Genomic DNA, 24,654 nt, shown 5'->3' on the forward strand with positions numbered 1-24,654 from the left:
GCGACGGAGAGCTGCGCCGGCCGGCTCTTCGTCTCAGCCCGGCAGGAAGGCGTGCAGCTCGTGGGCGAAGGCCTCGGGCCGATCGGCCAGGATCCCGTGGCCGGCGCCGTCGAGGATCCGCAGGCGAGCGCCCGGGATCCCCGCGGCGATGGCCCGGGCCGCGGGGAGGTTGGGACGATCCCGTGCCCCGCACAGCACCAGCGTGGGCACCGCGATGGCTGCCAGATGCCCGGTGAGATCGGTCCGGGCGACCTCCCGGAGCACGGCGAGCAGCTGCCCCTTGCTCGTCCCCTCCGGGGCGACGAGCCGGGCGGGCAGCAGCCGCATCACCGCGCTCTGCAGCGCCATCAGCGCTCGCGGCGGCCTCACCTGGCCGGAGGCGAGGACCAGGGAGCGCACCCGCCCGGGATGCTCGTGGGCGATCTGCAGCGCGACCATCGCCCCCAGGGAATGCCCGCACAGATGCGCCCGAGCGATGCCGCGGCGATCGAGCTCGTCGACGACGTCCTTCGCGGCCTCCGCGAGGGAGAACTCCTGCTCGGCCGCATCGCCGTTCGCGGCGTGGAGCCCGCGGATGCCGAGAGCGATCCCGGTGAGGCCCGGCGGCAGCGCCCCGACCTGTCCGGTCCATGTCTCCGGACGGTCGCCGAGCCCCGGGAGGAAGACCACCGCCTGCTCGTCGCGCATCAGGAGGCCTCCTCCCGGATCTGCCCGAGCACCTCGGCGGTCCTCGCGAGGCGTACCTGGGGCGGGAACAGGCCCATCGTGTGCAGGGCGGCGGCGCCGTTCTCGGGGGAGGAGGCGGCGCAGGCATCGGTCAGGACGGTGACGTGCGCACCGGCATCGGCCGCGGCGAGGACCGTCGTGATGACGCAGCAGTCCGTGGACACACCCGCGACCAGCAGCTCCGCCCCGCGGCCGACGATTCCGGCCAGCTGCGTCCCCCATTTGCCGAAGGTCGGCTCGTCGATCGTGGGGCGGGCGGACAGACCGTGCGCCTCGTCGATCAGCGTGTACAGCGGGTCCTCGGCTCCGACATCGGCGAACGGCCAGGCGGCGAAGTAGTCGCCCCAGCTGGTCGAGCGGTCCGCGGTCGGCAGCCAGCGGGTCACGAGCGTGCGCTCGGGCCCGAGCGCCGCTGCCGCCTCCGCGATGTGCGCGAAGGCGGTCTCGAAGCCGGGCGCGGCCCAGTCCGAGGAGGGATCCGCGAAGATCCTCTGCGGGTCGATGACCACGAGCCACGGGTCGCGGGGGGATGCGGCGCTCATGAGAGCACTCTACGAAGATGCGGCGGGGGGCCGCGGCAGTCTGCGTGTCCGCCCCGGCCGCCACCACGGACACCCGGCTACGGTGGTCCGATGACGACGATCAACGACCCCCGGATCGAGACATGGGTGCGCGATGCCCTGGGGCAGGACGTCCGGATCGCGCGCCGCGTCCGGCTGACGGGAGGCCTGTCGGAGGCGATGTTCCGCCTCGACCTGGCCGGGGCCGCGGTCCCCGCCGTCGTGCTGCGCCGCTGGCCGAGCGGGGACGCCTGGCAGCAGGACGCCTCCCGCCGCGAGGCCCTCGCCCTCTCCCGTCTCGCGGGAACGGGTGTGCCTGCTCCGGCGCTGCTCGCCTCGGACCCCCAGGGCCGCGCCACCGGCAGGCCCAGCACGCTCATGTCGCTGCTTCCGGGCGATGTCGTGCTGGATCCGGCGGATCGCGGTGCCTGGGTCCGAGCGATGGCCGACCAGCTGGCCCGCATCCATGCGCTGCCGTGCGGCCCCGATGTGCCCTCGTCCAGCGCCCACGACCATCTCGGGGATCCGTGGAGGCGCGCATGGCTGGCCGGGTTCCCTGCGGGAGCTCGTGCGCTCGAGCTCGCCCTCGCCGTGCGGGACCCGGCGGCGCCGGTGCTCTGCCACGGCGACTACCAGCACTTCAACCTGCTGTGGCAGGACGGGGCGATCTGCGGGGTCGTGGACTGGACCATGGCCGGATCCGGCGATCCCGGCCGCGACCTGGGCCATTGCATGCTCAACCTCGCCGTGCTGCACGAGGCGGCGGACGCGCTCGCGCTCCGAGCACGCTATGAGGAGCTCGCAGACCGATCCGTGGACATCGGCTGGCTGCTATGGGAGCTGATCGGCTTCTCCCCGGACTGGGAGGAGTTCATCCCCGTCCAGGTGCATGGCCGCGCCCCGCTCGACGTGCCCGGGATGCGCGGCCGCGTGGAAGAGGTGATCACCGCGCTCGTGCGGGGCATCGGCTGATCAGCCGCCCTGCTCCTGCCGCCGGATCCTCCCGCGCCGTGCCACGAGCGTGACCAGGAACGAGGCCGCAAGGGCGAACAGCACGCCCACGTTCGCGTACGCCCACGGCCCGTCCCAGTACGAGCCGGCCGGGTCGTCCACGAAGGTGCCCAGGCCCAGCGGCTCCAGCAGATAGCCCTGCCAGTTGTTCCACGGCGCATCCTCGGCGTACTGGTTCACCACCAGGCCCCAGCCGATCACGGACGTGAGCACCAGGGTCAGGAGCGAGGCCCAGTCCACCGCACCGTAGCGGCCGGACGCGTCGAACAGCGCCTGCTCGTCGTAGTCGCGCCGGCGGGAGACGACGTCGGCGATGAGGATCCCCGCCCAGGAGGCGATCGGCACGCCCAGGGTGATGAGGAAGCTCTGGAAGGGGCCGACGAAGCTGCCGGCGAAGAACACCACCCAGATCGTGCCGATCGTGAGGATCGCGCCGTCGAGGAAGGCGGCCGCCGGGCGGGGGATGCGGATGCCCAGGCTCAGCAGGGTCAGCCCCGAGGAGTAGATGCCGTTGACCGCACCGGAGACCAGCGTCAGCACCGCCACGATCCAGAAGGGGATCAGCGCCCAGATCGGCAGCAGCGTCACGAGGGTGCCCACCGGGTCGTCGCCGATCCTCGCGAGGACGTCGGGGTCCGATCCCGCCAGCAGCAGCCCGAAGATCACGAGGACGACCGGGGCCGCGGAGCCCCCGATCGTGTTCCAGGCGATGATCGAGGCGTCGGAGGCGGTGCGCTTCTGGTAGCGCGACCAGTCCGCGGCGATGTTGATCCAGCCCAGGCCGAAGCCCGTCATCACCATGACCAGGGCGCCGATCATCTGCTGGGGCGTTCCCGCGGGCACGGCCGCGGCCGCCGCCCACTCGATGTGAGGGATCGTCAGCAGCATGAACAGGATCGTCATGGCGCCGGTCGCCCACGTCAGCACCGACTGGATCCGCATGATCGTGTGATAGCCCAGCACCGAGGCGGTCACGATGATCGCCGCGATCACGAGGGTCGCGAGCACCAGCACGAAGGTCCCCGAGGCGAGCCCCAGGGCCTGGAGGACGGTCGCGGTCGCGAGCACCGCGGAGATCGCGAGCATCGTCTCCCAGCCGATCGAGGTCAGCCACGACACGATCCCCGGCACCTTCTGGCCGTGCACGCCGAAGGCCGCGCGGGACAGGATCATCGTCGGGGCGCTGCCGCGCTTGCCGGCGATCGCGATCAGCCCGCACAGCGCGAAGCTCACGACGATCCCGATCACGGAGACGACCACCGCCTGCCCGAAGGAGATCCCGAAGCCCAGGACCCAGGAGCCGTAGCTCATGCCGAACACGGACACGTTCGCGGCGAACCACGGCCAGAACAGGTCGCGCGGGCGCGCGGTGCGCTCCGACTCGGCGATGATCTCGATGCCGGTGGTCTCGACGAGGGGTGAGGACATGGCCGCTCCCGGGAGGACGATGGGGCAGGGCCCGTCCCCGCCGATGCCTATCCTGGCACTTATCCTGGGCGCATGTCCGTCCCTGCTGACCTGCGCGAGCGCGCCCGCCGCCTCGTCTCCCTCGCCCCGGGGCGGGTCGACCACATCCCCGCCCTCCGGATCGCGGCGGGCCTCGCCGTCCCGCTGGCGATCCTGCTCGCGACGGACCGGGTGGAATGGTCGATGTACGCGTCCTTCGGGGCGTTCACCGGCATCTACTCGCGCTACGAGCCGACGGCCCAGCGCTTCCGCCGCCAGAGCTTCATCGGTCTGCTGCTGACGGCATGCGTGGGCATCGGCGCGGTCCTCGCCTCGCTGGGCACCCCCGGAGGGATCCTCGGCGCGGGGGCCGATGCGCCCGCGGCCGTGCTCGCGCCGGGCACGCTGCCGTGGATCACGATGATCGTCGGCGCGCTGGTCGCGGCGTTCTCGGCGATGGAGATCGCGCGCCGCGGCATCCGTCCCGGTGGGGCGCTGTTCCCGCTGTTCGCCGTCGCCGCGGTCGCGAGCGCGCCTGCGGCCGCTCCCGTGCAGCTCGCGGTCCTGATCGCCGCAGGCAGCGCCGCCTGGTGCGTCCTGCTGGGCCTCCTCGGGCACTACCTGGGGGAGCGCCACCCGGGCGCGGGCGTGGCTCCGCCGCGCGAACGGTTCGCCCCCGGTCGCCTCATGCGCCTGGGCGCGGGCTACTTCGCGGCGGCCGTGGTCGCCGGAGCCATCGGGATCCTCTCGGGCCTGCCCTTCCCGTACTGGGCGCAGATCGCGGCGATCGTGCCGCTGTCCGCGGCCGGGCACGGTGCGCAGGTCGAGCGCGGCGTGCATCGGCTGATCGGGACCGTGCTGGGGATCGGCGTGACCGCGTTCCTGCTGTCCTTCCCCGCGCAGGCCTGGCAGCTGGCCGTCTGGGTGGTGCTCCTGCAGTTCCTGGCGGAGCTGTACGTGCTGCGCAACTACGCCCTCGCCCTCTGCTTCGTGACGCCGCTGGCCCTGCTGATGGTGCAGATGGCGCATCCGCAGGAGGCGGGGCCGATGCTGCAGGCCCGGCTCGGGGAGACCGCGATCGGCGTGGGCATCGGGATCGTGGTGGTCGTGATCATCGCGGTCGCGGGACGCTCCGCGCACCGGATCCGCTCGACCGGCTGAGGCCCAGCGCCGCGAGCGTCCGTGCCGTGCACAGCGCGATCACGGGCACCAGCAGGATCGAGGCCGTCACATCGCTGACGTGGTGCATGCCGAGCGCCACCCGTGACCAGGCGACCAGCAGGACGAACAGGACGCCGCCCGCCACCGCGAGGCGTCGACCCCGTCCCCGCGGCAGGGCGAGCACGAGGGCGCAGGCCAGGGCCGCGGCGAAGGCGGTGTGGCCGCTGGGGAAGCTGGTCGAGTGCGGCTGGGTCACCAGCACGTGCAGCAGGTCGGCGAGATCGGGCCGGTCCCGTCGCACCACCTGCTTGACCAGCTGCGCGGCGAGCCAGGGCAGCCCGATCACCGCCGCCGTCCACAGCGCGTCCCGTCCGCAGCGGTGCCGCGCGAGGGAGAGCGCCACCAGCAGCGCGAACAGGATCGCGGAGCCGAGGGGGCCCAGGCCCACGTCGATCGCCCGCGCGAGCGCGTCGGCCGCGGGGGAGTGCACGTCGTTGACGGTGCGGACCAGGGCCTGGTCCGCGCGCAGCAGCGACGGGGAGGCGAGCAGGAGCAGGCCCAGCAGCGTCACCGCGAGCAGCGCGACCGCCGCCAGCCCCGTCCAGGGGAGCGCCGCGCGCAGGCGGAGGGCGGGCGGGGAGGAGAACGGGGACGGATGGTCGCGGGGCATCGCTCCATCATCGCCCACGTGAGGCGTGCGGACCTCGCCGGCCAGGAGCCTCCGGTCCGCGCAGGCCGGGTGCCCCGCGCGCATGCGGCGCCGCCCGCTACCTGTGAGTAACGCAATAACGCAATGACATGGTTCTGAAAATCCAGGAGGTGAGGCTACCCTTCCTCGTAACGTCTCCGACCAGAAGGGCAACCCCTCATGACTGCGATCACCCGCCGCCGCCTCGGTGCCGTCTCCGCCGCCGGAGCCATCGGCCTGCTCGCCGCCGCCTGCGGCTCGGAGGGATCCGAGAGCGCCGCGACCTCGGGCGCCGGTGCCTCCGACGCCGGCGGGGACGCCGCCGCCTCCTCCGTCACGATCGAGGACAACGACGGCGAGAAGACGATCGCCCTCCCGCTCGCCTCCGTCGTCGCGACCGACAACCGCACCTTCCAGACGCTCTTCGACTGGGACGTGAAGCTCTCCGCCGCCGCGGTCTCCCTCATGCCCGAGACCATCGGCTACACGAAGGACGACTCGATCGTCGACCTCGGCAACCATCGCGAGCCCAACCTCGAGCTGCTCGTCGCCGCCCAGCCGGACCTCGTCGTCAACGGCCAGCGCTTCACCCAGTTCCAGGAGGACATCGAGAAGCTCGTCCCCGAGGCGACCGTCCTGTCCCTGGACCCGCGCGACGACCAGCCCTTCGCCGACGAGCTCAAGCGGCAGATCACCGTGCTCGGCCAGGTCTTCGGCAAGGAAGCGGAGGCGGAGGCGCTGAACGGCGACTTCGACGCCGCGATCGAGCGCGTCACGGCCGCCTACACCCCCGGCGAGAAGGTCATGGCCGTCATCACCTCCGGCGGCGAGATCGGCTACTCCGCCCCCGGCAACGGCCGCACCTTCGGGCCGCTGTTCGAGCTGTTCGGCTTCACCCCGGCCCTCGAGGTCCCCGAGTCCAGCGACGACCACCAGGGCGACGACGTCTCCGTCGAGGCGATCGCCCAGTCCAACCCCGACTGGCTGCTGGTCATGGACCGCGACGCCGCCGTCGCCGCGGACGAGCCCGACTACAAGCCCGCGCAGTCCGTCCTCGAGTCCTCCGCGGCGCTCACCTCCGTCACCGCCGTGGCCGAGGGCAACATCGTCTACATGCCCGCCGACACCTACACCAACGAGGGCATCCAGACCTACACCACCTTCTTCACCGCGCTCGCCGAGGCGCTCGAGGCGAAGAAGTGACCCGCCCGGTCCGATGACCACCGCCCCCGCCGCGCCCGTCCGCGCCCGGAGAGCCCCTGCGGCTCCCGGGCGCGGACGCCTGCTCGATCCGAAGCTGCTCATCGGCGTCGCCGTGATCGGCCTGCTGCTGGCCGCGAGCCTGTTCACCGGCGTGTACGACATCCTCGGGCAGGACGACGGCGCCCAGATGTTCGCGATCACCCGCATCCCGCGGACCATCGCCCTCGTCCTCGCCGGCGCCGCCATGTCCATGTCGGGCCTGGTCATGCAGCTGCTCACCCAGAACCGCTTCGTCGAGCCGACCACCACCGGCACCACCGAATGGGCGGGCCTGGGCCTGCTGACGGTCATGATCCTGCTGCCCGGCGCGAGCATCCTCACCAAGATGACCGGCGCGGTCCTCGCCGCCTTCCTCGGCACCATGGTGTTCTTCCTGTTCCTGCGCCGCGTCTCCCTGCGCAGCTCCCTCATCGTGCCGATCATCGGCATCATGCTGGGCGCCGTCGTCGGCGCGATCTCCACCTTCATCGCGCTCGAGACCGACATGCTGCAGAGCCTCGGCGTCTGGTTCGCGGGCTCCTTCACCTCCGTGCTGAAGGGCCAGTACGAGCTGCTGTGGATCGTGCTGCTCGTGGGCGTCGCCGTGTTCGTCGTCGCCGACCGCTTCACCGTCGCGGGCCTCGGCGAGGAGATCGCCACCAACGTGGGCCTCCACTACGGGCGGATCGTGCTGCTGGGCACGGCGCTGATCGCGATCGCGACCGGCGTGGTGACCGTCGTCGTGGGCAGCCTGCCGTTCCTGGGGCTGATCGTCCCCAACATCGTGTCCATGTTCCGGGGCGACGACCTGCGCAGCAACCTGCCCTGGGTGTGCCTGCTCGGCATCGGGATCGTCACCGTCTGCGACCTCGTGGGACGCCTGATCATCATGCCCTTCGAGGTGCCCGTCTCCCTGATCCTCGGGGTCGTGGGGGCAGTCGTCTTCATCGCCCTGCTCCTGCACCAGCGTCGGAGGGCCTGAGCCATGAGCATCCTCTCCCGCCCCGATGCCCGCGAGCCCCTCGTCGAGCCCGCCCTCGACGCCCCGGTCGCCCGGGCCCGGCGCACCCCGCCCGCGTCCGGCCGCCGGACCGGCTCCGGACCGTTCCCCACCGCGCGGGCGCGCCGCCGCTACCTGCTCGTCCTCGGCGGGCTGATCGTCCTGTCCCTCGCCTTCGGCGCCGGCTACCTCGCGATCGACAACCCGATGCCGGTGGGCAGCGAGGGGTTCTGGATCATCGCGAAGCTCCGCGTGAGCACCGTCGTGGTGATGCTGCTGGTGGCCTTCTGCCAGGCCCTCGGCACGGTCGCCTTCCAGACCGTCACGAACAACCGCATCATCACCCCCTCGATCATGGGCTTCGAGTCCCTGTACCGGGCCATCCAGACCAGCGCCGTGTACCTCCTGGGCGTGGCCGGTCTCGCCTCCCTCGAGGGAACCTGGCAGTTCGTCCTGCAGATCGCCGCGATGATGGGTCTCTCGACTCTGCTGTACGGCTGGCTGCTCTCCGGGAAGTACGCGAACATGCAGGTCATGCTGCTGATCGGGATCATCATCGGCGGCGGCCTGGGCTCCGTGGCGACCTTCATGCAGCGCCTGCTCACCCCCAGCGAGTTCGACATCCTCACCGCCCGCATGTTCGGCTCCATCGCCAACGCGGACCTCGAGCAGCTCCCCATCGCGATCCCCCTCATCGTCGTCGCGGGCGGGCTCCTGCTGCTGCGCTCGCGCCGCCTGAACGTCCTGTCCCTCGGCAAGGAGCAGGCCACCAACCTGGGGCTCGACCATCGGCGCGAGGTCATCCTCGTGCTCCTGCTGGTCTCCGTGCTGATGGCCGTGTCCACCGCGATGATCGGGCCGATGACCTTCTTCGGCTTCCTCGTCGCGACCCTCGCCTACCAGGCCGCCGACACCTACGACCACCGCTACGTGCTCCCCGTCGCGTTCCTGCTCGGGTTCGTGGTCCTCTCCGGCGCGTACTTCCTCATGAAGCACGTGTTCTACGCGCAGGGGCTCGTCTCCATCATCATCGAGCTCGTCGGCGGCATCGCCTTCCTCGTCGTCATCCTGCGAAAGGGCCGCCTGTGATCCGCCTCGACACCGTCACCAAGCAGTACAGCAGCGAGGTGCGGATCGGCCCCGTCGACCTCGAGATCCCGCCGGGAGGGGTGACCGCGCTCGTGGGCCCCAACGGCGCCGGGAAGTCGACGCTGCTGACGATGATCGGCCGCCTGCTGGGCCTGGACGAGGGCAGCATCGAGGTCGCCGGCTACGACGTCTCCGCGACGAAGTCGAAGGACCTCGCGAAGATCCTGTCGATCCTGCGGCAGGAGAACCACTTCATCACCCGGCTGACCGTGCGCCAGCTCGTCGGCTTCGGCCGCTTCCCCCACTCGCAGGGACGGCTCACCGCGGCCGACGAGGACGCCATCAGCGAGGCCATCGACTTCCTCCACCTGTCCGAGCTCGAGGACCGCTACCTCGACCAGCTCTCCGGCGGCCAGCGCCAGCGCGCCTACGTCGCCATGGTCCTCGCCCAGGACACCGAGTACGTGCTGCTGGACGAGCCGCTGAACAACCTCGACATGAAGCACTCGGTGCACATGATGCAGCATCTGCGCCGCGCCGCCGAGGAGCTGGGCCGCACCATCGTGATCGTCCTGCACGACATCAACTTCGCCGGCCGGTACTCCGACCGGATCTGCGCGGTCAAGGACGGGAAGGTCGTCGAGTACGGCACCTGCGCGGAGATCATGCGCTCCGACGTCCTCACGCGCGTCTTCGAGACCCCCGTGCAGGTGATCGAGGGCCCCCACGGCCCGCTCGCCGTCTATTACTGAGCGCGGCCCGGCTCAGCCGCGCGGCCGGGGGAGCGGCCGCTGTGCGGGATCCATGCCGCCGCGGCCGTCGGGACGGTCCAGGGCGTCGATCGCCGCGATCTCCTCGTCGGCGAGTGCGAGATCCTTCGCGGCGAGGTTCTCGACGATCCGCGCCGGGGTGACCGACTTCGGGATCACGACGTTCCCGATCGCGAGCTGCCAGGCGATCGCGACCTGTGCGGTGCTCGCCCCGTGCGCCTGCGCGATCCCCTGGAGCACCGGGTTCGCGAGCAGGTCGCCCTTGCCCTGGCCCAGCGGCCCCCAGGCCTCGGTGACGATCCCGTGCCGAGCATGCGCCGACCGCAGCTCCCGCTGCTGGAAGTACGGGTGCAGCTCGATCTGGTGGACGGCCGGGACGACGCCGGTCGCCTCGATGATCTCCTCCAGCTGCGGCAGCGGATGGTTGGAGACGCCGATGGAGCGGACCTTCCCCCGCCGCTGCAGCTCGATGAGCGCCCGCCACGCCTCGACGTAGAGCCCCTGAGCGGGCACCGCCCAATGCGTCAGGTACAGGTCGACGTGGTCCAGGCCCAGCCTCTGCAGGGAGGCCTCGGCCGCGGCCAGGGCGTCGTCGTGGGCGTGCGCGTCGTCCCACAGCTTCGTCGTCACGAACAGCTCGTCCCGCGGGATCCCGGATTCGCGGATCGCCTGCCCCACGCCCTCCTCGTTGCGGTACGCCGCGGCCGTGTCGATGTGCCGGTAGCCGGCTGCGAGGGCCCGCGCCGTGGCCTCGGCCGCGACCGAGGGATCGACCTTGAACACGCCGTACCCCAGCTGCGGGATGGCATGGTCGTCACGGAGGCGGAGCGTGGGAGTCGTGGCCATGCCGACAGCCTACGGCGGTCCCAGGCGTTCCCACTACGATGGCCCCATGCCTCCGCACCGCCCGCCGAGACCGGTGCCGCTGGACCGACCGGTCCCCGACCGGCCGCCGGTCTACGACGAGGCCCGCGGGCACGCCGATCGCGGGCGCCGCCTCGAGATCTACCACCTGCTCGACGCGCTGTTCGTGGTCGCCGGCCTCGTCATCAGCGCCTGGCTCGCCTTCCTGTACCTCATGCAGGGCTTCTCCCTCACGCCCGTGCGCCTGCTGTACCTGCTCGTGTTCTGGGTGCTGTTCACCTACATCACGCTCCCGCGCCTGCATCAGCTGCTGACCTGGATCTACCTGCCGGACTACTTCTTCGGCCGCACCCGCACCACGGAGGGCGTGCTCTCCGATCCCATCAACCTCGCCTTCGACGGGGAGGAGAGGGACCTGCACGTGGCGATGCGCCGGGCCGGCTGGGTGCTCGCCGAGGAGCGGACGCTGCGCTCGGCCTGGTCGATGATCCTCGCGACCGTGCTGCGCCGCTCCTACCCGGCCGCCCCCGTCTCCGACCTGTACCTGCTGGGGCGCCGCCACGACTTCACCTACCAGCAGGAGGTGGGCGGCAGCACCTCCAAGCGCCACCACGTCCGGTTCTGGCGGGTCCCCGAGAGCTTCGTGCTGCCGGGCGGCTACCGGGTCGACTGGCTGGCCGCGGGCACCTACGACCGGGCCGTCGGCTTCAGCGCCTTCACGCTGCAGTTCACCCACCGCATCGACGAGGACATCGACCTCGAGCGGGACTACATCGTCGACACCGTCCGCTTCGCCGACCCCGCCTGCCCGGTCGCCGTGATCGACGACTTCTCGACCGCGTACCACGACCGCAACGGCCAGGGGGACCGGCTGCGGACCGACGGTGACCTGCCGATCGTCGACGTCACCGGGGCGGCCGCGCGCTCCGCAGGGGCGAGCGCGGTCATGCTGCCGCGGCATCGGCCGATGGGCATCAGCGTGCTCAAGCCGCGGGCGGCCGCCGCGACCCAGGCGGCGCTGCAGGCGGCGCGGTCCTCCGCCTCGGAGCGGCCCGACCTCGCCGGCCAGTGGCACGACATGGTCACCGACTTCCGCGACGTGGTCGCCGGGGCCGCGGACCACCACCTGCCGCCGCCGACGCTGCTGCTGACCGGTCTGATCCTGCTGGGCCAGATCGCCGCAGTCGTGCTGCAGTGGATCGCGCTCGCCGTCGGCGTGGACCTGGGGGACCGCATCGCCGAGGCCGGCATGCTCATCCCCGGCCGCGAGCTGCTCGTGACCGGGACCGCCTTCGGCGTCCTCGCGATCGTGCTCTACGTGCTCGTGCTGCGCCGCAGCCGCTGGGCCCGCCTGGGGCTGATCGCGCTGTTCGCGGCCGATGCCACGAGCCAGCTGCTCGTGGCGAGCTCCATCCCCGGCGACGTCGCGCACTCGACCCTCGTGGCGGTGGGGCTGTCCGCCCTCGGCGTGATGACCATGACCTCCGAGGCGGCGCGCCTGTGGGTGGGGACCCCGCGCGTGCACCTGACCCGGTCGCCGCGCCCCTCGGCCGGGTGACGGCGCTCACCCTGCGGTAGAGTTCCCTGACCGTGGACGGGCAGCCCCGTCCACGCCATCCCAGTCCCAGGAGAACCGCATGACCCAGGCACCCTCGACGCCTCCCGGCCCCGCCGACACGGCCCAGCCGGAGCTGAAGAAGGCGATCACGCCGAAGCTTCTGCTGCTGTTCATCGTCGGCGACATCCTCGGCACCGGCGTCTACTCCCTCACCGGCAAGGTCGCCGGCGAGGTGGGCGGCGCCGGCTGGCTCCCCATCATCATCGCCTTCGCCGTCGCGATGGTCACCGCCCTGTCCTACCTCGAGATGGTCACGAAGTACCCGCAGGCCGCGGGTGCCGCCCTCTACGTCCACAAGGCCTTCGGCATCCACTTCCTGACCTTCATGGTCACCTTCGCCGTCCTGTCTTCCGGCATCACCTCCGCCGCGACCAGCTCCGTGTTCCTCGCGGAGAACGTGATGAAGGCGTTCCACCTCGACGAGACCATGAGCGAGGGCTCGCTGAACCTGACGGCCACCGCGGTGGCCGTCGTGTTCATCTGCCTCGTCGCCTGCGTGAACTTGTACGGCGTCAGCGAGTCCGTGAAGCTCAACGTCGCCCTCACCCTGATCGAGCTGACCGGCCTCGCGATGGTGCTGCTGGTCGGCTTCATCGCGATCGGGGAGGGCAAGGCGGACTTCTCCCGCGTGGTCCTGTTCGAGACCCAGAACGACAAGAGCCTGTTCCTCGCCGTCATCGGCGCGACCGCGCTCGCCTTCTTCTCCATGGTCGGCTTCGAGGACTCCGTGAACATGGCGGAGGAGGTCGTCGACCCGGTCAAGAACTTCCCGAAGATGCTCATCACGGGCCTGTCGATCACGGGCGTTGTCTACGTGCTCGTGTCGGTCACCGCCGTCGCGATCGTGCCCATCGGCGAGCTGACCAGCGCGACCACGCCGCTGCTGACGGTCGTGGAGAAGGCGGATCTGGGCATCCCCATCGACACCATCTTCCCCATCGTGTCGATCTTCGCGGTCGCCAACACCGTGCTCATCAACATGATGATGGCCTCGCGCCTGCTGTACGGCATGGCGAAGCAGGGCATCGTCCCGGCGTTCCTGCGCTACGTCCTGCCCTCGCGGAAGTCGCCGTGGACCGCGATCATCTTCTCGACCGTGCTGGGCGTCCTGCTGATCCTCGCGGTCCGCTTCGCCCTCGGCGAGGAGACGATCGGCGCCCTGGGCGGCACGACCGCCATGCTGCTGCTGGCCGTGTTCTGCCTCGTGAACGTCGCCGTGCTGGTGCTGCGCAAGGACAAGGTCGCGACGAACCACTTCGTGACGCCGACGATCCTGCCCTACATCGGCGCGTTCACCTCGTTCATCCTGGTCACGCCCATCGCGCAGACCGGGCGGAACTATGCGATCGGCGGGGCGCTGCTGGGCCTCGGCCTCCTGCTGTACCTGATCACGTACCTGTACAACGGAGCGGTCAAGGCACGCCGCACCCGCTTCCACCATCCCGATGAGATCGGGAAGGAATGAGCAGGAACCACCCGTCCCCTCACCGGATCCGCAGGGAGTCTCGTCAGCCATGACCACCATCCTCATCGCCTATGTCCCCAGCGCCACGAGCGAGGCGGCCCTCGCATTCGCGACGGCGGAGGCCGAGCTGCGCGGCGGCTCGCTGCTCGTGCTCGCCTCCGAGGCCGCGATCAACCCCGCCAAGGCCAAGGGGGTCACCGACCATCGGCCCCTCCAGGAGCGGCTCGAGGCGGGCCCGGTGCCCTTCGAGCTGCGGACCGTCCCGCGCCGCGACGACCCCGCCGACGACATCCTCGAGACCATCGAGACCGAGGACGTCGACCTGGTGGTCCTGGGGATCCGCAAGCGCACCCCGATCGGGAAGATCCTGCTGGGCTCGACCTCGCAGCGGGTCGCGATCGAGTCGCCGGTGCCCGTCGTCCTCGTCAAGCCCGAGGGCTTCGTCCCGCCCGCCCGGTTCTGAGCGCGCCGCCCGCCGTCACCGGGCGGGCGGGATGACCGCGGCGGACCGAGGATCGTCATCCTCGGTCCGCCGCGGTCGTCGCGGTGCGCGGAGCGGCGACCCCGGGAGTTCACCGGGGTGACGCCTGGTCGCAGGGTCGCGGCCACCCGGATCGGGGACGCTCGGCTCGCCCCAGCCGCGCGAGCCCCTGCGCGGGACCGACCCCGAAGGGATCCCCCATGCCCCCGATCCAGCTCCCGCTCCTCATGGCCGGCCACACGCGAGGCAAGCGCTCCTCGGTGACCTGCGCGCTCAAGTGCGCGAACGCCTGCGCGGGCGAGACCTGCAACACCTCCGCCAACGGCTACTTCCGCGATATCGCCACCCGGGCGCTGAGCCGCCGCGCGATGATCGGCGGCGGCACCAGCGCCCTCGCGATCGCACTCGCCGGCACGCAGGGTGCCATGGCTGCGGGCCAGGGCGGTGCGGCAGCGGGGGCATCGGCCTTCGGGCCCGTCCCCGCGCTCGCCCCGGGCGGCACCGAGCTCGACTTCGACGCGATCTCCCCGGTCGACCTCGAGACCGACGAGTTCACGGTCCCGGAGGGCTTCGACTGGCATCCGGTGATCCGTTGGGGAGACCCGCTGTTCGAGGACGCCCCCGAGTTCGACTGGGCCGCGCAGTCCGCGGAGGCGCAGAAGCGGCAGTTCGGGTACAACAACGACTACACCGAGATCCAGGAGATCCCGGGAAGCGACGGGAAGCGCGCCGTCATGTTCGTGAACCACGAGTACACGAACGAGAACATCATGCTCCCCGCGGACATCGACCCGGCCGAGGCGATCGAGATCGGCCTCGCCGCCCATGGGCTGAGCGTCGTCGAGCTCGAGCGCGAGGACCAGGCGACGCCGTACGCCTACGTCCGCGGCGCGGAGCTGAACCGCCGCTTCCTCTCCGACACGGAGTACGCCCTGACCGGCCCCGCCGCGGGCCACGAGCTGCTGCAGACGGTCGAGGACCCGGAGGGCCGCACCGTGCTGGGCACCTTCGGCAACTGCTCCGGAGGGCTGACCCCGTGGGGGACCCTGCTGTCCGGCGAGGAGAACTTCAACGGCTACTTCCGCAGCCCCGGCACCTCGGAGGCCGAGGCCCGCTACGGTCTGAAGGACGAGGCCACCGCTCGCGGCTGGGAGAACGCGCACGACCGCTTCGACACCCGCAACCCCGGCTACGAGAACGAGCCCAACCGGTTCGGCTGGATCGTCGAGGTCGATCCCTGGGACCCGGCCTCCACCCCGCGGAAGCACACCTCGCTGGGGCGCTTCAAGCACGAGGGCGCGAACGTCATCATCGCCGAGGACGGGCGCGTGGTTGCCTACAGCGGCGACGACGAGCGCTTCGACTACCTGTACAAGTTCGTCTCCGAGAAGACCTATGTCGAGGGCGACCGCGAGCACAACATGACCCTGCTCGAGTCCGGCGACCTGTACGTCGCGCGCTTCACCGGCAACTCGCCGCAGGCGCAGATCGACGGCACGGGAGCGCTGCCCGAGGACGGTGCCTTCGATGGGAGCGGGGAGTGGATCCCGCTGGTGCTGGACGGGCAGTCGCAGGTGGACGGCTTCACCGTGGAGGAGGTCCTCGTGCACACGCGCCTCGCGGCCGATGCCGTGGGCCCCACCAAGATGGACCGCTGCGAGGACGTCGAGCCCTCGCTGAAGACCCGCCGCATCTACGTGGCCTGCACGAACAACACCAAGCGCGGCACCGAGGGCACGGCCGGCCCTGACGAGGCGAACCCTCGCGCCGAGAACCGCGACGGCCACGTCGTGGAGATCGACGAGCAGGGCGACCAGACCTCGACCGCCTTCGCCTGGAACCTGCTGCTCGTGTGCGGCGATCCGGCGCAGGGCACCCACACCTACTTCGGCGGCTTCCCGGCGGAGAAGGTCTCCCCGATCTCCTGCCCCGACAACGTCGCCTTCGACTCGGTCGGCAACCTGTGGATCTCCACGGACGGCGCGCCCTCGACCATCGGCTACAACGACGGCCTGTTCCGGGTGACGCTCGAGGGCGAGGCCCGCGGCCGGGTCGAGCAGTTCCTCTCGGTGCCGCGGGACGCGGAGACCTGCGGGCCCATCGTCCGTGACCGGGACCGGACGGCCTTCGTGTCCGTGCAGCATCCGGGCGAGGAGGGCGAGTTCGACGCGCAGCGCTCCTACTTCCCCGACTTCGACGGCACCGGTCCGAGGCCCAGCGTCGTGCAGGTCCTGCCGGTGCCGGAGGAGGAGCCGACCGAGCCCACGGAGCCGACGGAGCCGGAGCCGACCGAGCCCGAGCCGACCGAGCCCGAGCCGACGGAGCCGGAGCCGACGGAGCCCGAGCCGACCGAGCCCGAGCCGACGCAGCCGGAACCGACGCAGGAGCCGAGCACCGCGCCGACCACGCCGGCTCCCACGAGCCCGGCGACGGGTGGAGGCGCCGGCGGCAGCACCGGCGGCGGTTCGGGGACCGGCGGCGCAGGCAGCGGCTCGACCGGATCCGGCCGGGACGACCTGGCCCGCACCGGCTTCGGCCTCGCCGCCCCCGCGGCGATCGCCGCGGGTCTGCTGGGCGGGGGCGGCGCGCTCCTGTCCCGCCGTCGCCGCGCCGCGGGCATCCCTGCCGACGTCGTCGAGCAGCCCGAGGGAGAGGTCTCCGAGGCCGACGAGCAGCCCTGACGGTCCCGCCCGTGCGGTGAAGGTGTTGCTCACCGGCGCGGAACCCGCACCTTCGCCGCACTGGGTGTGAGCCTCGATGGCGCGTGCGGTGAAGGTGTCGCTATCCGGCGCGGATTCCCGCATCTTCACCGCATCCGGCCTGCGCCCGAAGGGGCTACCGCACCGCGGGAGCGCCTCCGGGCGTCGCGAGCTCAGCCGTGGAGCCCCCGGAACAGGGCCGCCCACTGCTCGGGGCCCACGTCCCGGGGCAGCCCTCCGCGGGGCACCCCCGCCTCCTGCAGCGCTCGCCGGGCCTGCGCCGGACCGGCACCGGCGGCGCGGGCGAGGATCCGGTCGAGAGTGCCGCCGCGGCCCGTGAACACGGCGCGGACGAAGCGGTCGTAGGGGGATCGCCGGGAGGCCGGCAGCAGCGGCTCGGGCCGGCGGCGGATCTGCAGGACCCCGCCGTCCACGCTCGGCCGCGGCACGAAGTGCTGCGCAGGCACCCGCTGGACGAGCGAGGTCGTGAACCACGGCGCGGCCTGCGCGGTCATCATCGTCCCTCCGCCGACGCCGGCGCGCTTGCGGGCCACCTCCCACTGCGTCAGCAGCACCGCATGCTCCCACGTGCCCGTGGACAGCAGCCGGCGCAGGATCGGGGTGGTCAGGTGGAAGGGGATGTTGCCGACGATGCTGGGGGCGTCGAGCGGATGGTGCAGCGCATCGGCCCGGCGCACCTCGACGCCGGGCAGGGCGCGGGCCAGGCGCCGCACCCGGTGCTCGTCGACGTCGATCGCGACGAGCGGCCGGTCCAGGCGGGCGAGCTCGCGGGTGAGCGCGCCGTCGCCGGAGCCGATCTCGAGGATCGGTCCGGGGGAGTCCGCGACGAGCTCCGCGATGCGGGAGATGGTGCGGCGGTGGGTCAGGAAGTTCTGGCCGAGCTCATGTCGGCCGCCATGGGAAGAACGGGGCACAGGGCGCTCCAGTCACGCGAGGAGGGAGCGTCTCGAGGGCAGGACGGGGCCGCGGCCGGGAGGGCTGCGGGAGCGTCCGGGACGTGCGAGGTTCAGGTCACGTCGTCGCCGCAGGAGGCGCAGGGGTCTCGAGCGGGCGGCGCGCTGATCGTCGGTGCGAGCGCGCCTCAGACGCGGCGGTCGCGGAACGGGAACGTGAGCGCGCCGAGGAGCGCGTCGGTGATGGCACACATGGATGCCACGGTAGCGGGGAGGCTCCCGCGGACGCGAAGGATTTTCCGCGGTGGCGCGCCTGAGGCCCAGGGACGGGGCCGCTCCCACGGACGCGAAGGATTCCCCCGGACCGGCTCAGGCGCTCCACAGGACGCGGCCGCCGCGGATCACCCGATGGATCCGGGCGAGGTCCTCCGCGGTGGGAGGGCCCTCGGTCCGCTCGAGGACGACGAGATCCGCGGGTTCCCCGGGGCCGATGGTCCCCGTCCCGGGCAGGCCGAGCACGGCGGCCGGCTCCGTGGTGAGGGAGCTCAGCAGGTCCGCGGGCGTCATGCCGCAGGCGGCCATCGCCGCGAGCTCGGGCGCGGTGTCGCGATCGGGCAGGAAGCCGACGTCGGTGCCGAAGAGGACCCGGCCCCCGGCCGCGCGGAACCCGCGCAGCGCGGCGCGGATCGGCTCCTGATACGCGGGATCCTGCGGACCCGTGGAGGCGAACAGGTGCAGGGTCGGCACCAGGGACCTGCCCTGCGCGGCGGCGCGGGCGAGCATCGTGGCGGTCCCGGAGGGCAGATCCGGGACATGGGCGAGCACATCCACCCCGGCCTCGATCGCGACCGCGGTCCCCGCCCGGTCCGAGGGGTGGGCGAAGACGACCGCCCCCGCCTCGTGCGCCGCCTCCACGGCGGCGCGTGCGACCTCGGTCCGCATCACCCGCACCCGGTCGGGCGTGACGTAGGAGCCGGTGAACAGCTTGATCACCCGGGCGCCGCGGCGCAGCTGGCGGGCGACGGCCCGGCGCGCCGCGGCCGGGGTGCGGGGCATCGGCATGAGCGGGCGCAGGTACCAGGGGACGTCCTCGCGGATGTAGTACTGGATGCCGCGGGGCGGGCGGATCCCTCCGGCCGCGGTGAGGATCCGGGGGCCGCGCAGCTCTCCCCGGACGATGCGCTCGATCAGCGCGGACGTGATCCAGGGGATCGAGGAGAGGTCGACCGCCCCGACGAACCCGCGGGAGAGGAGCATGTCCTCCAGCGCCTCCTGCTGGAGGGCGAGGGCCTGCGCGCCGCGGGCGCGCCAGACCGGCTCGGTCAGATGCACGTGGCAGTTCCAGAACCCGGCGGTGACGATGCGCCCGCCCAGATCGAGCACCCGGGGCGCGGCACCGACGGGCGCCGCGACGTCCGGGCCCGCATCCAGGGCGACCTCGGAGATCTGCTGGATGCGCCCGTCGCGCAGCAGCAGGTCCTGCGGCGGGGTGATCGGCGCCTCCGGGCGGCTCCAGAGCCGCGCCCGGCGCAGCAGCAGCGGGGGCGGAGGGTCGGGCTCGTCGATGAGCGGCATGGGCCCAGCGTAGGCCCGGTCGCCGCGCTCAGCGGCCCGTGTCGTCCTCGAAGACATCGGGGATGCCGTCGCGGTTCGCGTCGACCGCCTCCTCCTGCGCGATGCGCCGGTAGCGGGCGTTGCGCGGCAGCAGGATGAGGGCGCCCAGCAGCGCGGCGAGGACGGAGGCGGAGAGCACGCCGACCTTCGCGACATCGTGCAGCGGGTTCGCGGGGTCGTAGGACAGCTCCGCGACCAGCAGCGACACGGTGAAGCCGATCCCGGCGACGGCCGCCATGCCGACCAGGTCCAGCCAGCGGATCGCCGGGTCGAGGTTCGCGCGCCGCAGCCGGGTCACGAGGAAGGTCGCACCGACGATCCCGAGGATCTTCCCGCCGACGAGGCCCGCCATGATGCCGAGCGCCACGGGGGAGGCCCAGGACTCCAGCAGCCCCGAGGCCCCGCCCACGAACACGCCGGCGCTGAGGAAGGCGAAGACGGGCACGGCGAAGCCGGAGCTGAGCGGGCGGAAGCGGTGCTCGAAGGTCTCCGCGAGGGACCAGCGCACCCCGTCCCTCTCCCGCGGGGTCGCCGGGACCAGGAAGGCGAGGACGACGCCGGCGATCGTCGCGTGGATCCCGGAGTTCAGGAACAGCGCCCAGGTGATCGCGCCGAGCGGCAGCAGCAGGACCCAGGCGGCCGCGTAGGAGCGGTGGAACCAGGACTGCGCCTTCTGCGCGAGCAGGCCGAACAGGGCGATCGGCACGAGCGCGACGAGCAGGAACATCGGCTGCAGATCGCTCGTGTAGAACACGGCGATGATGAGGATCGCCAGGAGATCGTCGACGATCGCGAGGGTCAGCAGGAAGGTGCGCAGGGCCGCCGGCAGGTGCGTGCCCACGAGGGCGAGGACCGCCAGGGCGAAGGCGATGTCGGTGGCGGCGGGGATCGCCCAGCCGCCGAGCGCCCCCTCCGGTCCGCGCAGGTTGATGAGCGTGAACAGGAGCGCGGGCACGGCGACGCCGCCGGCGGCCGCGACCACGGGCACGAGGGCGCGGCCGGGATCGCGCAGGTCGCCGTGGACGAACTCCTGCTTGAGCTCGAGGCCGGCGAGGAAGAAGAAGATGGCGAGCAGGCCATCGGCCGCCCAGTGCCCGATCGACAGATCCAGGTCCAGCGGACCCAGCTGGAAGCCGAGGTGGGCGTCGCGGAAGGCGACGTAGGCCTCGGAAGCGCTCGAGTTCGCGAGGAGGACGGCGAGGCCCGCGGCGAGCACGAGGATCAGGCCGCCGGTCGTCTCCGCGGTGAGGATCTTCTCGATGCGGGTGAGCTCGCGGTGGGTGCCGCGGGACAGCGTGGGCTGCGGCGTCGGGCCGGGGGGAGGTGTGGCCATGGGCAGGCTCCTGGGGTCGTGGCGGCGCGCTGGCGCCCGGACGGGATCGCTCCCGTGCCGACCAGACTTCCCGGCTCTCCGTCCTCAGTCTCTCATGCCGCGTCCGGGCGGTCCCGCCGGGCGACCACCTGCGGCGGGGGAGTGGTGGCCTGGCGAGCCGCCCGCGCGAGCAGCAGCAGGGCCAGCACGCCGCCGAGCGCCTTCGCCCACAGCGGGCTCGCGATGAACAGCAGCACCATCGCCACCAGCACGGGGAACAGGTACGTCAGCGCCTCGCGGATGTAGCCGAAGAAGCTGGGCATGCCCACGCCTGCGTCCTCCGCCACGGACTTCACCATGAAGTTGGGGCCGTTGCCGATGTAGGTCAGTGCCCCGCACAGCACCGCGCCCAGTGACACCGACACGAGCAGAGCCTCGGGGACGCCCGCGATCCTGGGCTCCCCGGGGACCTGCGAGGCCATCTCGAAGAAGGTCGCGTAGGTGGGGGCGTTGTCGAGCAGCGCGGACAGGCCGCCGGTGAAGAAGAACAGGGTGATCTCGTTCAGCGGCAGCTTCGGGGCGACGGCGCGCAGCACCTGCAGGGCCGGCACCATCGTGATGAAGATGCCGATGAACAGCGCCGCGACCTCGAGGATCGGTCCGAAGGAGAACTGGTTCTCCTCGAAGCGGAGCTTCTTCGAGCCGAGCGCGAGGGAGGCGCCGGCCGCGCCGAGCATGACGATCTCCCGCCACGGCACCCAGTTCAGGCCCTCGATGTGCCCCTCGGCGACGGCATGCGCGTCCAGGGAAGGGATCTTCGCGACCGCGAGGATGATCACCGCGAACCAGATCAGGTTGGCCGCGCCTCCCAGAGAGAGCGGCGTGCGCTGCTCCCGGTCCAGGGCGAGGGAGGCCGCGGTCTCCCTCGCGTACAGGCGCCGGTCGAGCGCCCAGTACGTCGCGAGCATCATGACCAGCACGAACAGCCACTGTGGGAACAGGGAGAACGTCCAGGTGAAGGGGACGCCCCGCAGCATGCCCAGGAACAGGGGCGGGTCGCCCAGCGGGGTCAGAAGGCCGCCGCAGTTGGCGACGATGAAGATCGTGAACACGACGGTGTGGGCGCGGAAGCGACGCTCCGAGTTGGTCGCGAGGATGGGCCGGATCAGGAGCATCGCCGCCCCCGTCGTGCCGATGAAGCTCGCGAGCAGCCCGCCGACGGCCAGGAACGTGGTGTTCACCCGGGGCGTGGCGGCGAGGTCGCCGCGCAGCACGATCCCCCCGGAGACCACGAACAGCGCCAGCAGCAGGGCGATGAACTGGGCGTACTCGATGAGCGCATGGGCGAGCAGGGTCTGCTGCGCGGTGACCAGCAGGCCGATCGTCACCGGCAGCGCGAGCACGAGCGCGTAGACCAGCTGGTTGCGCGGCCGCTCCCAGACATGCGCGAGCTGCGGCACGAGCGGGAAGATCGCGATCCCCAGCAGCATGAGCACGAAGGGGATGAGGGACCAGGCGGGGAACGTCATGAGCGCGACCTCTCGTGGGCAGGGGGACGGGCGGCCAGAGCCCTCCTGCGCCGGCGAGTGCCGACGGTGCCGATCAGACGTCCCGGCGCGCCGCGGTCAGTCTCTCACGCACCTGCCGCGGCGCGATCCGCGGTCCGCGGGCGACGCTCGGCGGCACGTGCGGTCGCGGGGCGGGCCGCAGACCTGACCGAGCGGTCGGCGCCCGCCCCCTTCGAGTGCTGACCTGGGCCGATGCGTGATCGGCCCCGGTCCCCGCCTGGCGATGAGACCTCGTCCTCCCTAGCGTGGTCGAGGCCCGCGCGCCTCCCGGTGCGCGGCGAGAGGCCGCGGCGGGTCGTGCGACCACGCCGCGCGCCGCCGATCGTGCAGACGAGAAGGAACGGGGAACCCGTGACATCAGCCGCCGACCATCCCGTGCCCGCGGGCACGACGACCCCTGCGGAGGGGACGCCCTTCGAGGAGCTCCCGCCGCGGCGGACCATCCGCCAGGCCGTCGCCGCGTCCGCGATGGGGAACGCGACCGAATGGTACGACTACGGCGCCTACGCCGTCGTGGCCGTGTACATCTCCCAGCACTTCTTCCCCGCGGGGGCCGAGGGGCTGCTGTGGACCTACGCCTTCCTCGCGATCTCCTTCCTCGCACGGCCCTTCGGCGGCTTCGTCTGGGGTCCGCTCGGGGACCGGCTGGGCCGCAAGCACGTGCTCGCGCTGACGATCATCCTCATGTCCGCGGCGACGTTCCTGATCGGTGTGCTGCCCACCTATGAGAAGGCCGGGATCCTCGCGCCGATCCTGCTCGCGTTCCTGCGGATCGTGCAGGGCTTCTCCACGGGCGGGGAGTACGGCGGGGCGGCGACCTTCATGGCCGAGTACGCGCCGGACAAGCGCCGCGGACTGTACGGCAGCTTCCTCGAGTTCGGGACCCTGGGCGGATTCGCGCTCGGCACCGTCGTCGTGCTGATCCTGCAGCTCGTGATCGGCCCGGAGGCCATGACGGCGTGGGGCTGGCGGGTGCCGTTCTTCGTGGCCGCACCGCTGGGGCTCATCGGCCTCTACCTGCGCTCCCGGCTCGAGGAGACGCCCGTGTTCCAGGACCTCGAGGACGCGGGAGAGGCGCAGGAGTCCGTCTCCGGCGGGCTGCGCGACCTGATCGCCGAGTACTGGAAGCCGATCCTGATCATGGGCGGTCTGGTGATCCCGCTGAACATCGCCAACTACACGCTGCTGACCTACATGCCCGGCTATCTCGAGACGAAGATCCAGCTGAGCGCGAACGAGTCCCTCGCGGTGATCCTCATCGGCGAGATCGCGATGATGGCGCTGATCCCGTTCTGCGGGGCGCTCTCGGACCGGGTGGGCCGCAAGAAGCTGTGGTGGTTCTCGATGGTGGGCCTGTTCGTCATGGCCCTGCCGATGTACATGCTCATGGGCCAAGGGTTCGGCGCGGCGATCCTCGCCTTCGCCGTGCTCGGCCTGCTGTACATCCCGCAGCTGTCGACGATCTCCGCGACCTTTCCGGCCATGTTCCCCGCGCATGTGCGCTTCGCCGGCTTCGCGGTGACCTACAACGTGTTCACCTCCGTGTTCGGCGGGACGGCGGCACCGCTGAACGAAACCGTCGTCGGCATGACCGGGTTCCTCGAGTTCCCGGCCGTGTACGTGATGATCGGCTGCGCGATCGGGATGGTCGCTCTGCTGTTCATGAAGGAGACCGCGGGGGCGTCGCTGCACGGAACGGACATCCCGGAGTCGGAGCCGGAGGACTACGGGCCCGAGGCGATCACCGCGGAGACCGAGGCGCTCGACGCCTGCGGGCGCTGAGCCCCCGATCTGCGGCCGTGACCCGAGGCTGATCGGGCCGCGCCTCGACCGGCGGCCCTTCTCCGATGACATGACCGTCCCGAGCCAGGAACCGCGGTTCCTGGCTCGGGACGGTCATGTCATGCCGGGGTGGGCGTCATGCGCGGCCCCGGGCGGCGGGGCGGTCGTAGGCGAGGGAGAGCAGCCCCAGGGAGAGGGCCGCGACCAGCAGCCCGACGTCGCGCAGGGCGACGTCGAAGTAGCCGGGGTAGGTGAGCAGGTTGAGGATGATGCCGGCGAGCCAGGCCGCGACGACCCAGGCCGCCAGGCGCGGGCGCAGCGCGATGCCGATGCCGGCGATGATCTCGACGATGCCGACGACGTGCATCGCGGTCTGGGCGGTGATGGGCAGCAGGGCCGCGACCCAGGGGGCCAGATAGCCGGGCCAGTCCGTGAGGAGGTTCGTGAACTTGTCCATGCCCATGAGCAGGGGCAGGACCACGAAGCCGAGGCGCAGCAGCCGGAAGGCGGCGAGGGCCGGGTCCCGGAGCAGGCCGGTGCCGTGGGCCGATGGGGCGGTGGCTGCGGGGGTGACAGTGGGGGACATGGCCTCGCTCCTTCTATAGACAACGGATCTTGGCTATAAGGTGCGCCGTCGCTCCCCG

Annotated in this window: 21 protein-coding genes; 11 read left to right on the top strand and 10 right to left on the bottom strand. The window is 71.8% G+C overall.

Translation table 11 applies throughout. The features are described 5' to 3' along the window. Window positions 1-33: 33 nt before the first annotated feature. Window positions 34-687 (bottom strand): alpha/beta fold hydrolase, encoded by a 654-nt coding sequence (locus ACFFF6_RS07215; RefSeq protein WP_376979541.1) that lies wholly within the window; start codon window positions 685-687, stop codon window positions 34-36. Continuing rightward, window positions 687-1,268: a cysteine hydrolase family protein gene (locus ACFFF6_RS07220; RefSeq protein WP_376979543.1), complete on the bottom strand. Its 582-nt coding sequence runs from the start codon at window positions 1,266-1,268 to the stop codon at window positions 687-689. Before ACFFF6_RS07220 ends, ACFFF6_RS07215 begins: the two co-directional genes overlap by 1 nt. Window positions 1,269-1,358: 90 nt before the next feature. On the opposite strand from ACFFF6_RS07220, the gene ACFFF6_RS07225 reads away from it, so the two are divergent. Then, window positions 1,359-2,258 carry a phosphotransferase family protein gene (locus ACFFF6_RS07225; protein ID WP_376979545.1) on the top strand — a complete coding sequence of 300 codons (900 nt, stop codon included), beginning with the start codon at window positions 1,359-1,361 and terminating at the stop codon, window positions 2,256-2,258. On the opposite strand, the gene ACFFF6_RS07230 is transcribed toward ACFFF6_RS07225, so the two are convergent. After that, the gene (locus tag ACFFF6_RS07230; RefSeq protein ID WP_376979547.1) at window positions 2,259-3,725 is read right to left on the bottom strand and encodes a purine-cytosine permease family protein; all 1,467 of its coding nucleotides are present in this window, start codon (window positions 3,723-3,725) and stop codon (window positions 2,259-2,261) included. It abuts the gene before it with no gap. A gap of 72 nt (window positions 3,726-3,797) precedes the next feature. Between ACFFF6_RS07230 and ACFFF6_RS07235 the strand changes: the two genes are divergently transcribed. Continuing rightward, the gene (locus tag ACFFF6_RS07235; RefSeq protein ID WP_376979549.1) at window positions 3,798-4,904 is read left to right on the top strand and encodes an FUSC family protein; all 1,107 of its coding nucleotides are present in this window, start codon (window positions 3,798-3,800) and stop codon (window positions 4,902-4,904) included. On the opposite strand, the gene ACFFF6_RS07240 is transcribed toward ACFFF6_RS07235, so the two are convergent. Further along, entirely contained in the window at window positions 4,855-5,574 is a 720-nt protein-coding gene (locus tag ACFFF6_RS07240) for a phosphatase PAP2 family protein (RefSeq protein ID WP_376979551.1), read from the bottom strand. The genes ACFFF6_RS07235 and ACFFF6_RS07240 overlap by 50 nt on opposite strands. A 198-nt stretch (window positions 5,575-5,772) precedes the next feature. On the opposite strand from ACFFF6_RS07240, the gene ACFFF6_RS07245 reads away from it, so the two are divergent. The 4 genes from ACFFF6_RS07245 to ACFFF6_RS07260 are packed head-to-tail and all read left to right on the top strand — an operon-like array spanning window position 5,773 to window position 9,675. Further along, on the top strand, window positions 5,773-6,795 hold the full coding sequence (locus ACFFF6_RS07245; protein ID WP_376979553.1) for a siderophore ABC transporter substrate-binding protein: 1,023 nt from the start codon (window positions 5,773-5,775) through the stop codon (window positions 6,793-6,795). A 13-nt stretch (window positions 6,796-6,808) separates the two neighbouring features. After that, the gene (locus tag ACFFF6_RS07250; protein WP_376979555.1) at window positions 6,809-7,816 is read left to right on the top strand and encodes an ABC transporter permease; all 1,008 of its coding nucleotides are present in this window, start codon (window positions 6,809-6,811) and stop codon (window positions 7,814-7,816) included. Window positions 7,817-7,819: 3 nt separating this feature from the next. Continuing rightward, a complete protein-coding gene (locus ACFFF6_RS07255; protein WP_376979557.1) occupies window positions 7,820-8,923 on the top strand; it encodes an iron chelate uptake ABC transporter family permease subunit in 1,104 nt (367 codons plus the stop codon). Next, window positions 8,920-9,675, top strand: a complete 756-nt coding sequence (locus ACFFF6_RS07260) for an iron ABC transporter ATP-binding protein (protein ID WP_376979559.1) — start codon at window positions 8,920-8,922, stop codon at window positions 9,673-9,675. Before ACFFF6_RS07255 ends, ACFFF6_RS07260 begins: the two co-directional genes overlap by 4 nt. 12 nt (window positions 9,676-9,687) lie before the next feature. Here the strand turns inward: ACFFF6_RS07260 and ACFFF6_RS07265 are convergent, their stop codons facing one another. Then, entirely contained in the window at window positions 9,688-10,539 is an 852-nt protein-coding gene (locus tag ACFFF6_RS07265) for an aldo/keto reductase (RefSeq protein WP_376979561.1), read from the bottom strand. 46 nt (window positions 10,540-10,585) lie between these two features. Here ACFFF6_RS07265 and ACFFF6_RS07270 point away from each other — a divergent pair, with 46 nt between their 5' ends. From ACFFF6_RS07270 to ACFFF6_RS07285, 4 genes are all read left to right on the top strand, one after another. Then, window positions 10,586-12,115, top strand: a complete 1,530-nt coding sequence (locus ACFFF6_RS07270; protein WP_376979563.1) for an LssY C-terminal domain-containing protein — start codon at window positions 10,586-10,588, stop codon at window positions 12,113-12,115. 79 nt (window positions 12,116-12,194) lie between these two features. Beyond that, window positions 12,195-13,640, top strand: a complete 1,446-nt coding sequence (locus tag ACFFF6_RS07275) for an APC family permease (protein WP_376979565.1) — start codon at window positions 12,195-12,197, stop codon at window positions 13,638-13,640. A 49-nt stretch (window positions 13,641-13,689) separates the two neighbouring features. Beyond that, window positions 13,690-14,103, top strand: coding sequence for a universal stress protein (locus ACFFF6_RS07280; RefSeq protein WP_376979567.1), 414 nt, complete (start codon window positions 13,690-13,692; stop codon window positions 14,101-14,103). Window positions 14,104-14,321: 218 nt separating this feature from the next. Then, window positions 14,322-16,802: a PhoX family protein gene (locus ACFFF6_RS07285; protein WP_376979569.1), complete on the top strand. Its 2,481-nt coding sequence runs from the start codon at window positions 14,322-14,324 to the stop codon at window positions 16,800-16,802. A 191-nt stretch (window positions 16,803-16,993) separates the two neighbouring features. Here ACFFF6_RS07285 and erm read toward each other — a convergent pair whose 3' ends face one another. From erm to ACFFF6_RS07305, 4 genes are all read right to left on the bottom strand, one after another. Continuing rightward, entirely contained in the window at window positions 16,994-17,755 is a 762-nt protein-coding gene (gene erm / locus ACFFF6_RS07290; RefSeq protein WP_376979571.1) for a 23S ribosomal RNA methyltransferase Erm, read from the bottom strand. A gap of 348 nt (window positions 17,756-18,103) precedes the next feature. Beyond that, window positions 18,104-19,309 carry an amidohydrolase family protein gene (locus tag ACFFF6_RS07295; protein WP_376979572.1) on the bottom strand — a complete coding sequence of 402 codons (1,206 nt, stop codon included), beginning with the start codon at window positions 19,307-19,309 and terminating at the stop codon, window positions 18,104-18,106. 28 nt (window positions 19,310-19,337) lie between these two features. Then, window positions 19,338-20,681, bottom strand: coding sequence for a Na+/H+ antiporter NhaA (gene nhaA / locus ACFFF6_RS07300; RefSeq protein WP_376979574.1), 1,344 nt, complete (start codon window positions 20,679-20,681; stop codon window positions 19,338-19,340). 92 nt (window positions 20,682-20,773) lie between these two features. Beyond that, window positions 20,774-22,189, bottom strand: coding sequence for a sodium:proton antiporter (locus ACFFF6_RS07305; RefSeq protein WP_376979575.1), 1,416 nt, complete (start codon window positions 22,187-22,189; stop codon window positions 20,774-20,776). 390 nt (window positions 22,190-22,579) lie between these two features. On the opposite strand from ACFFF6_RS07305, the gene ACFFF6_RS07310 reads away from it, so the two are divergent. Then, a complete protein-coding gene (locus ACFFF6_RS07310) occupies window positions 22,580-24,010 on the top strand; it encodes an MFS transporter (protein ID WP_376979577.1) in 1,431 nt (476 codons plus the stop codon). 136 nt (window positions 24,011-24,146) lie between these two features. Here ACFFF6_RS07310 and ACFFF6_RS07315 read toward each other — a convergent pair whose 3' ends face one another. Then, on the bottom strand, window positions 24,147-24,596 hold the full coding sequence (locus ACFFF6_RS07315; protein ID WP_376979579.1) for a hypothetical protein: 450 nt from the start codon (window positions 24,594-24,596) through the stop codon (window positions 24,147-24,149). Between the last annotated feature and the right edge of the window lie 58 nt (window positions 24,597-24,654).

It is taken from the genome of Brachybacterium hainanense (assembly GCF_042434575.1).
GTDB lineage: Bacteria > Actinomycetota > Actinomycetes > Actinomycetales > Dermabacteraceae > Brachybacterium > Brachybacterium hainanense.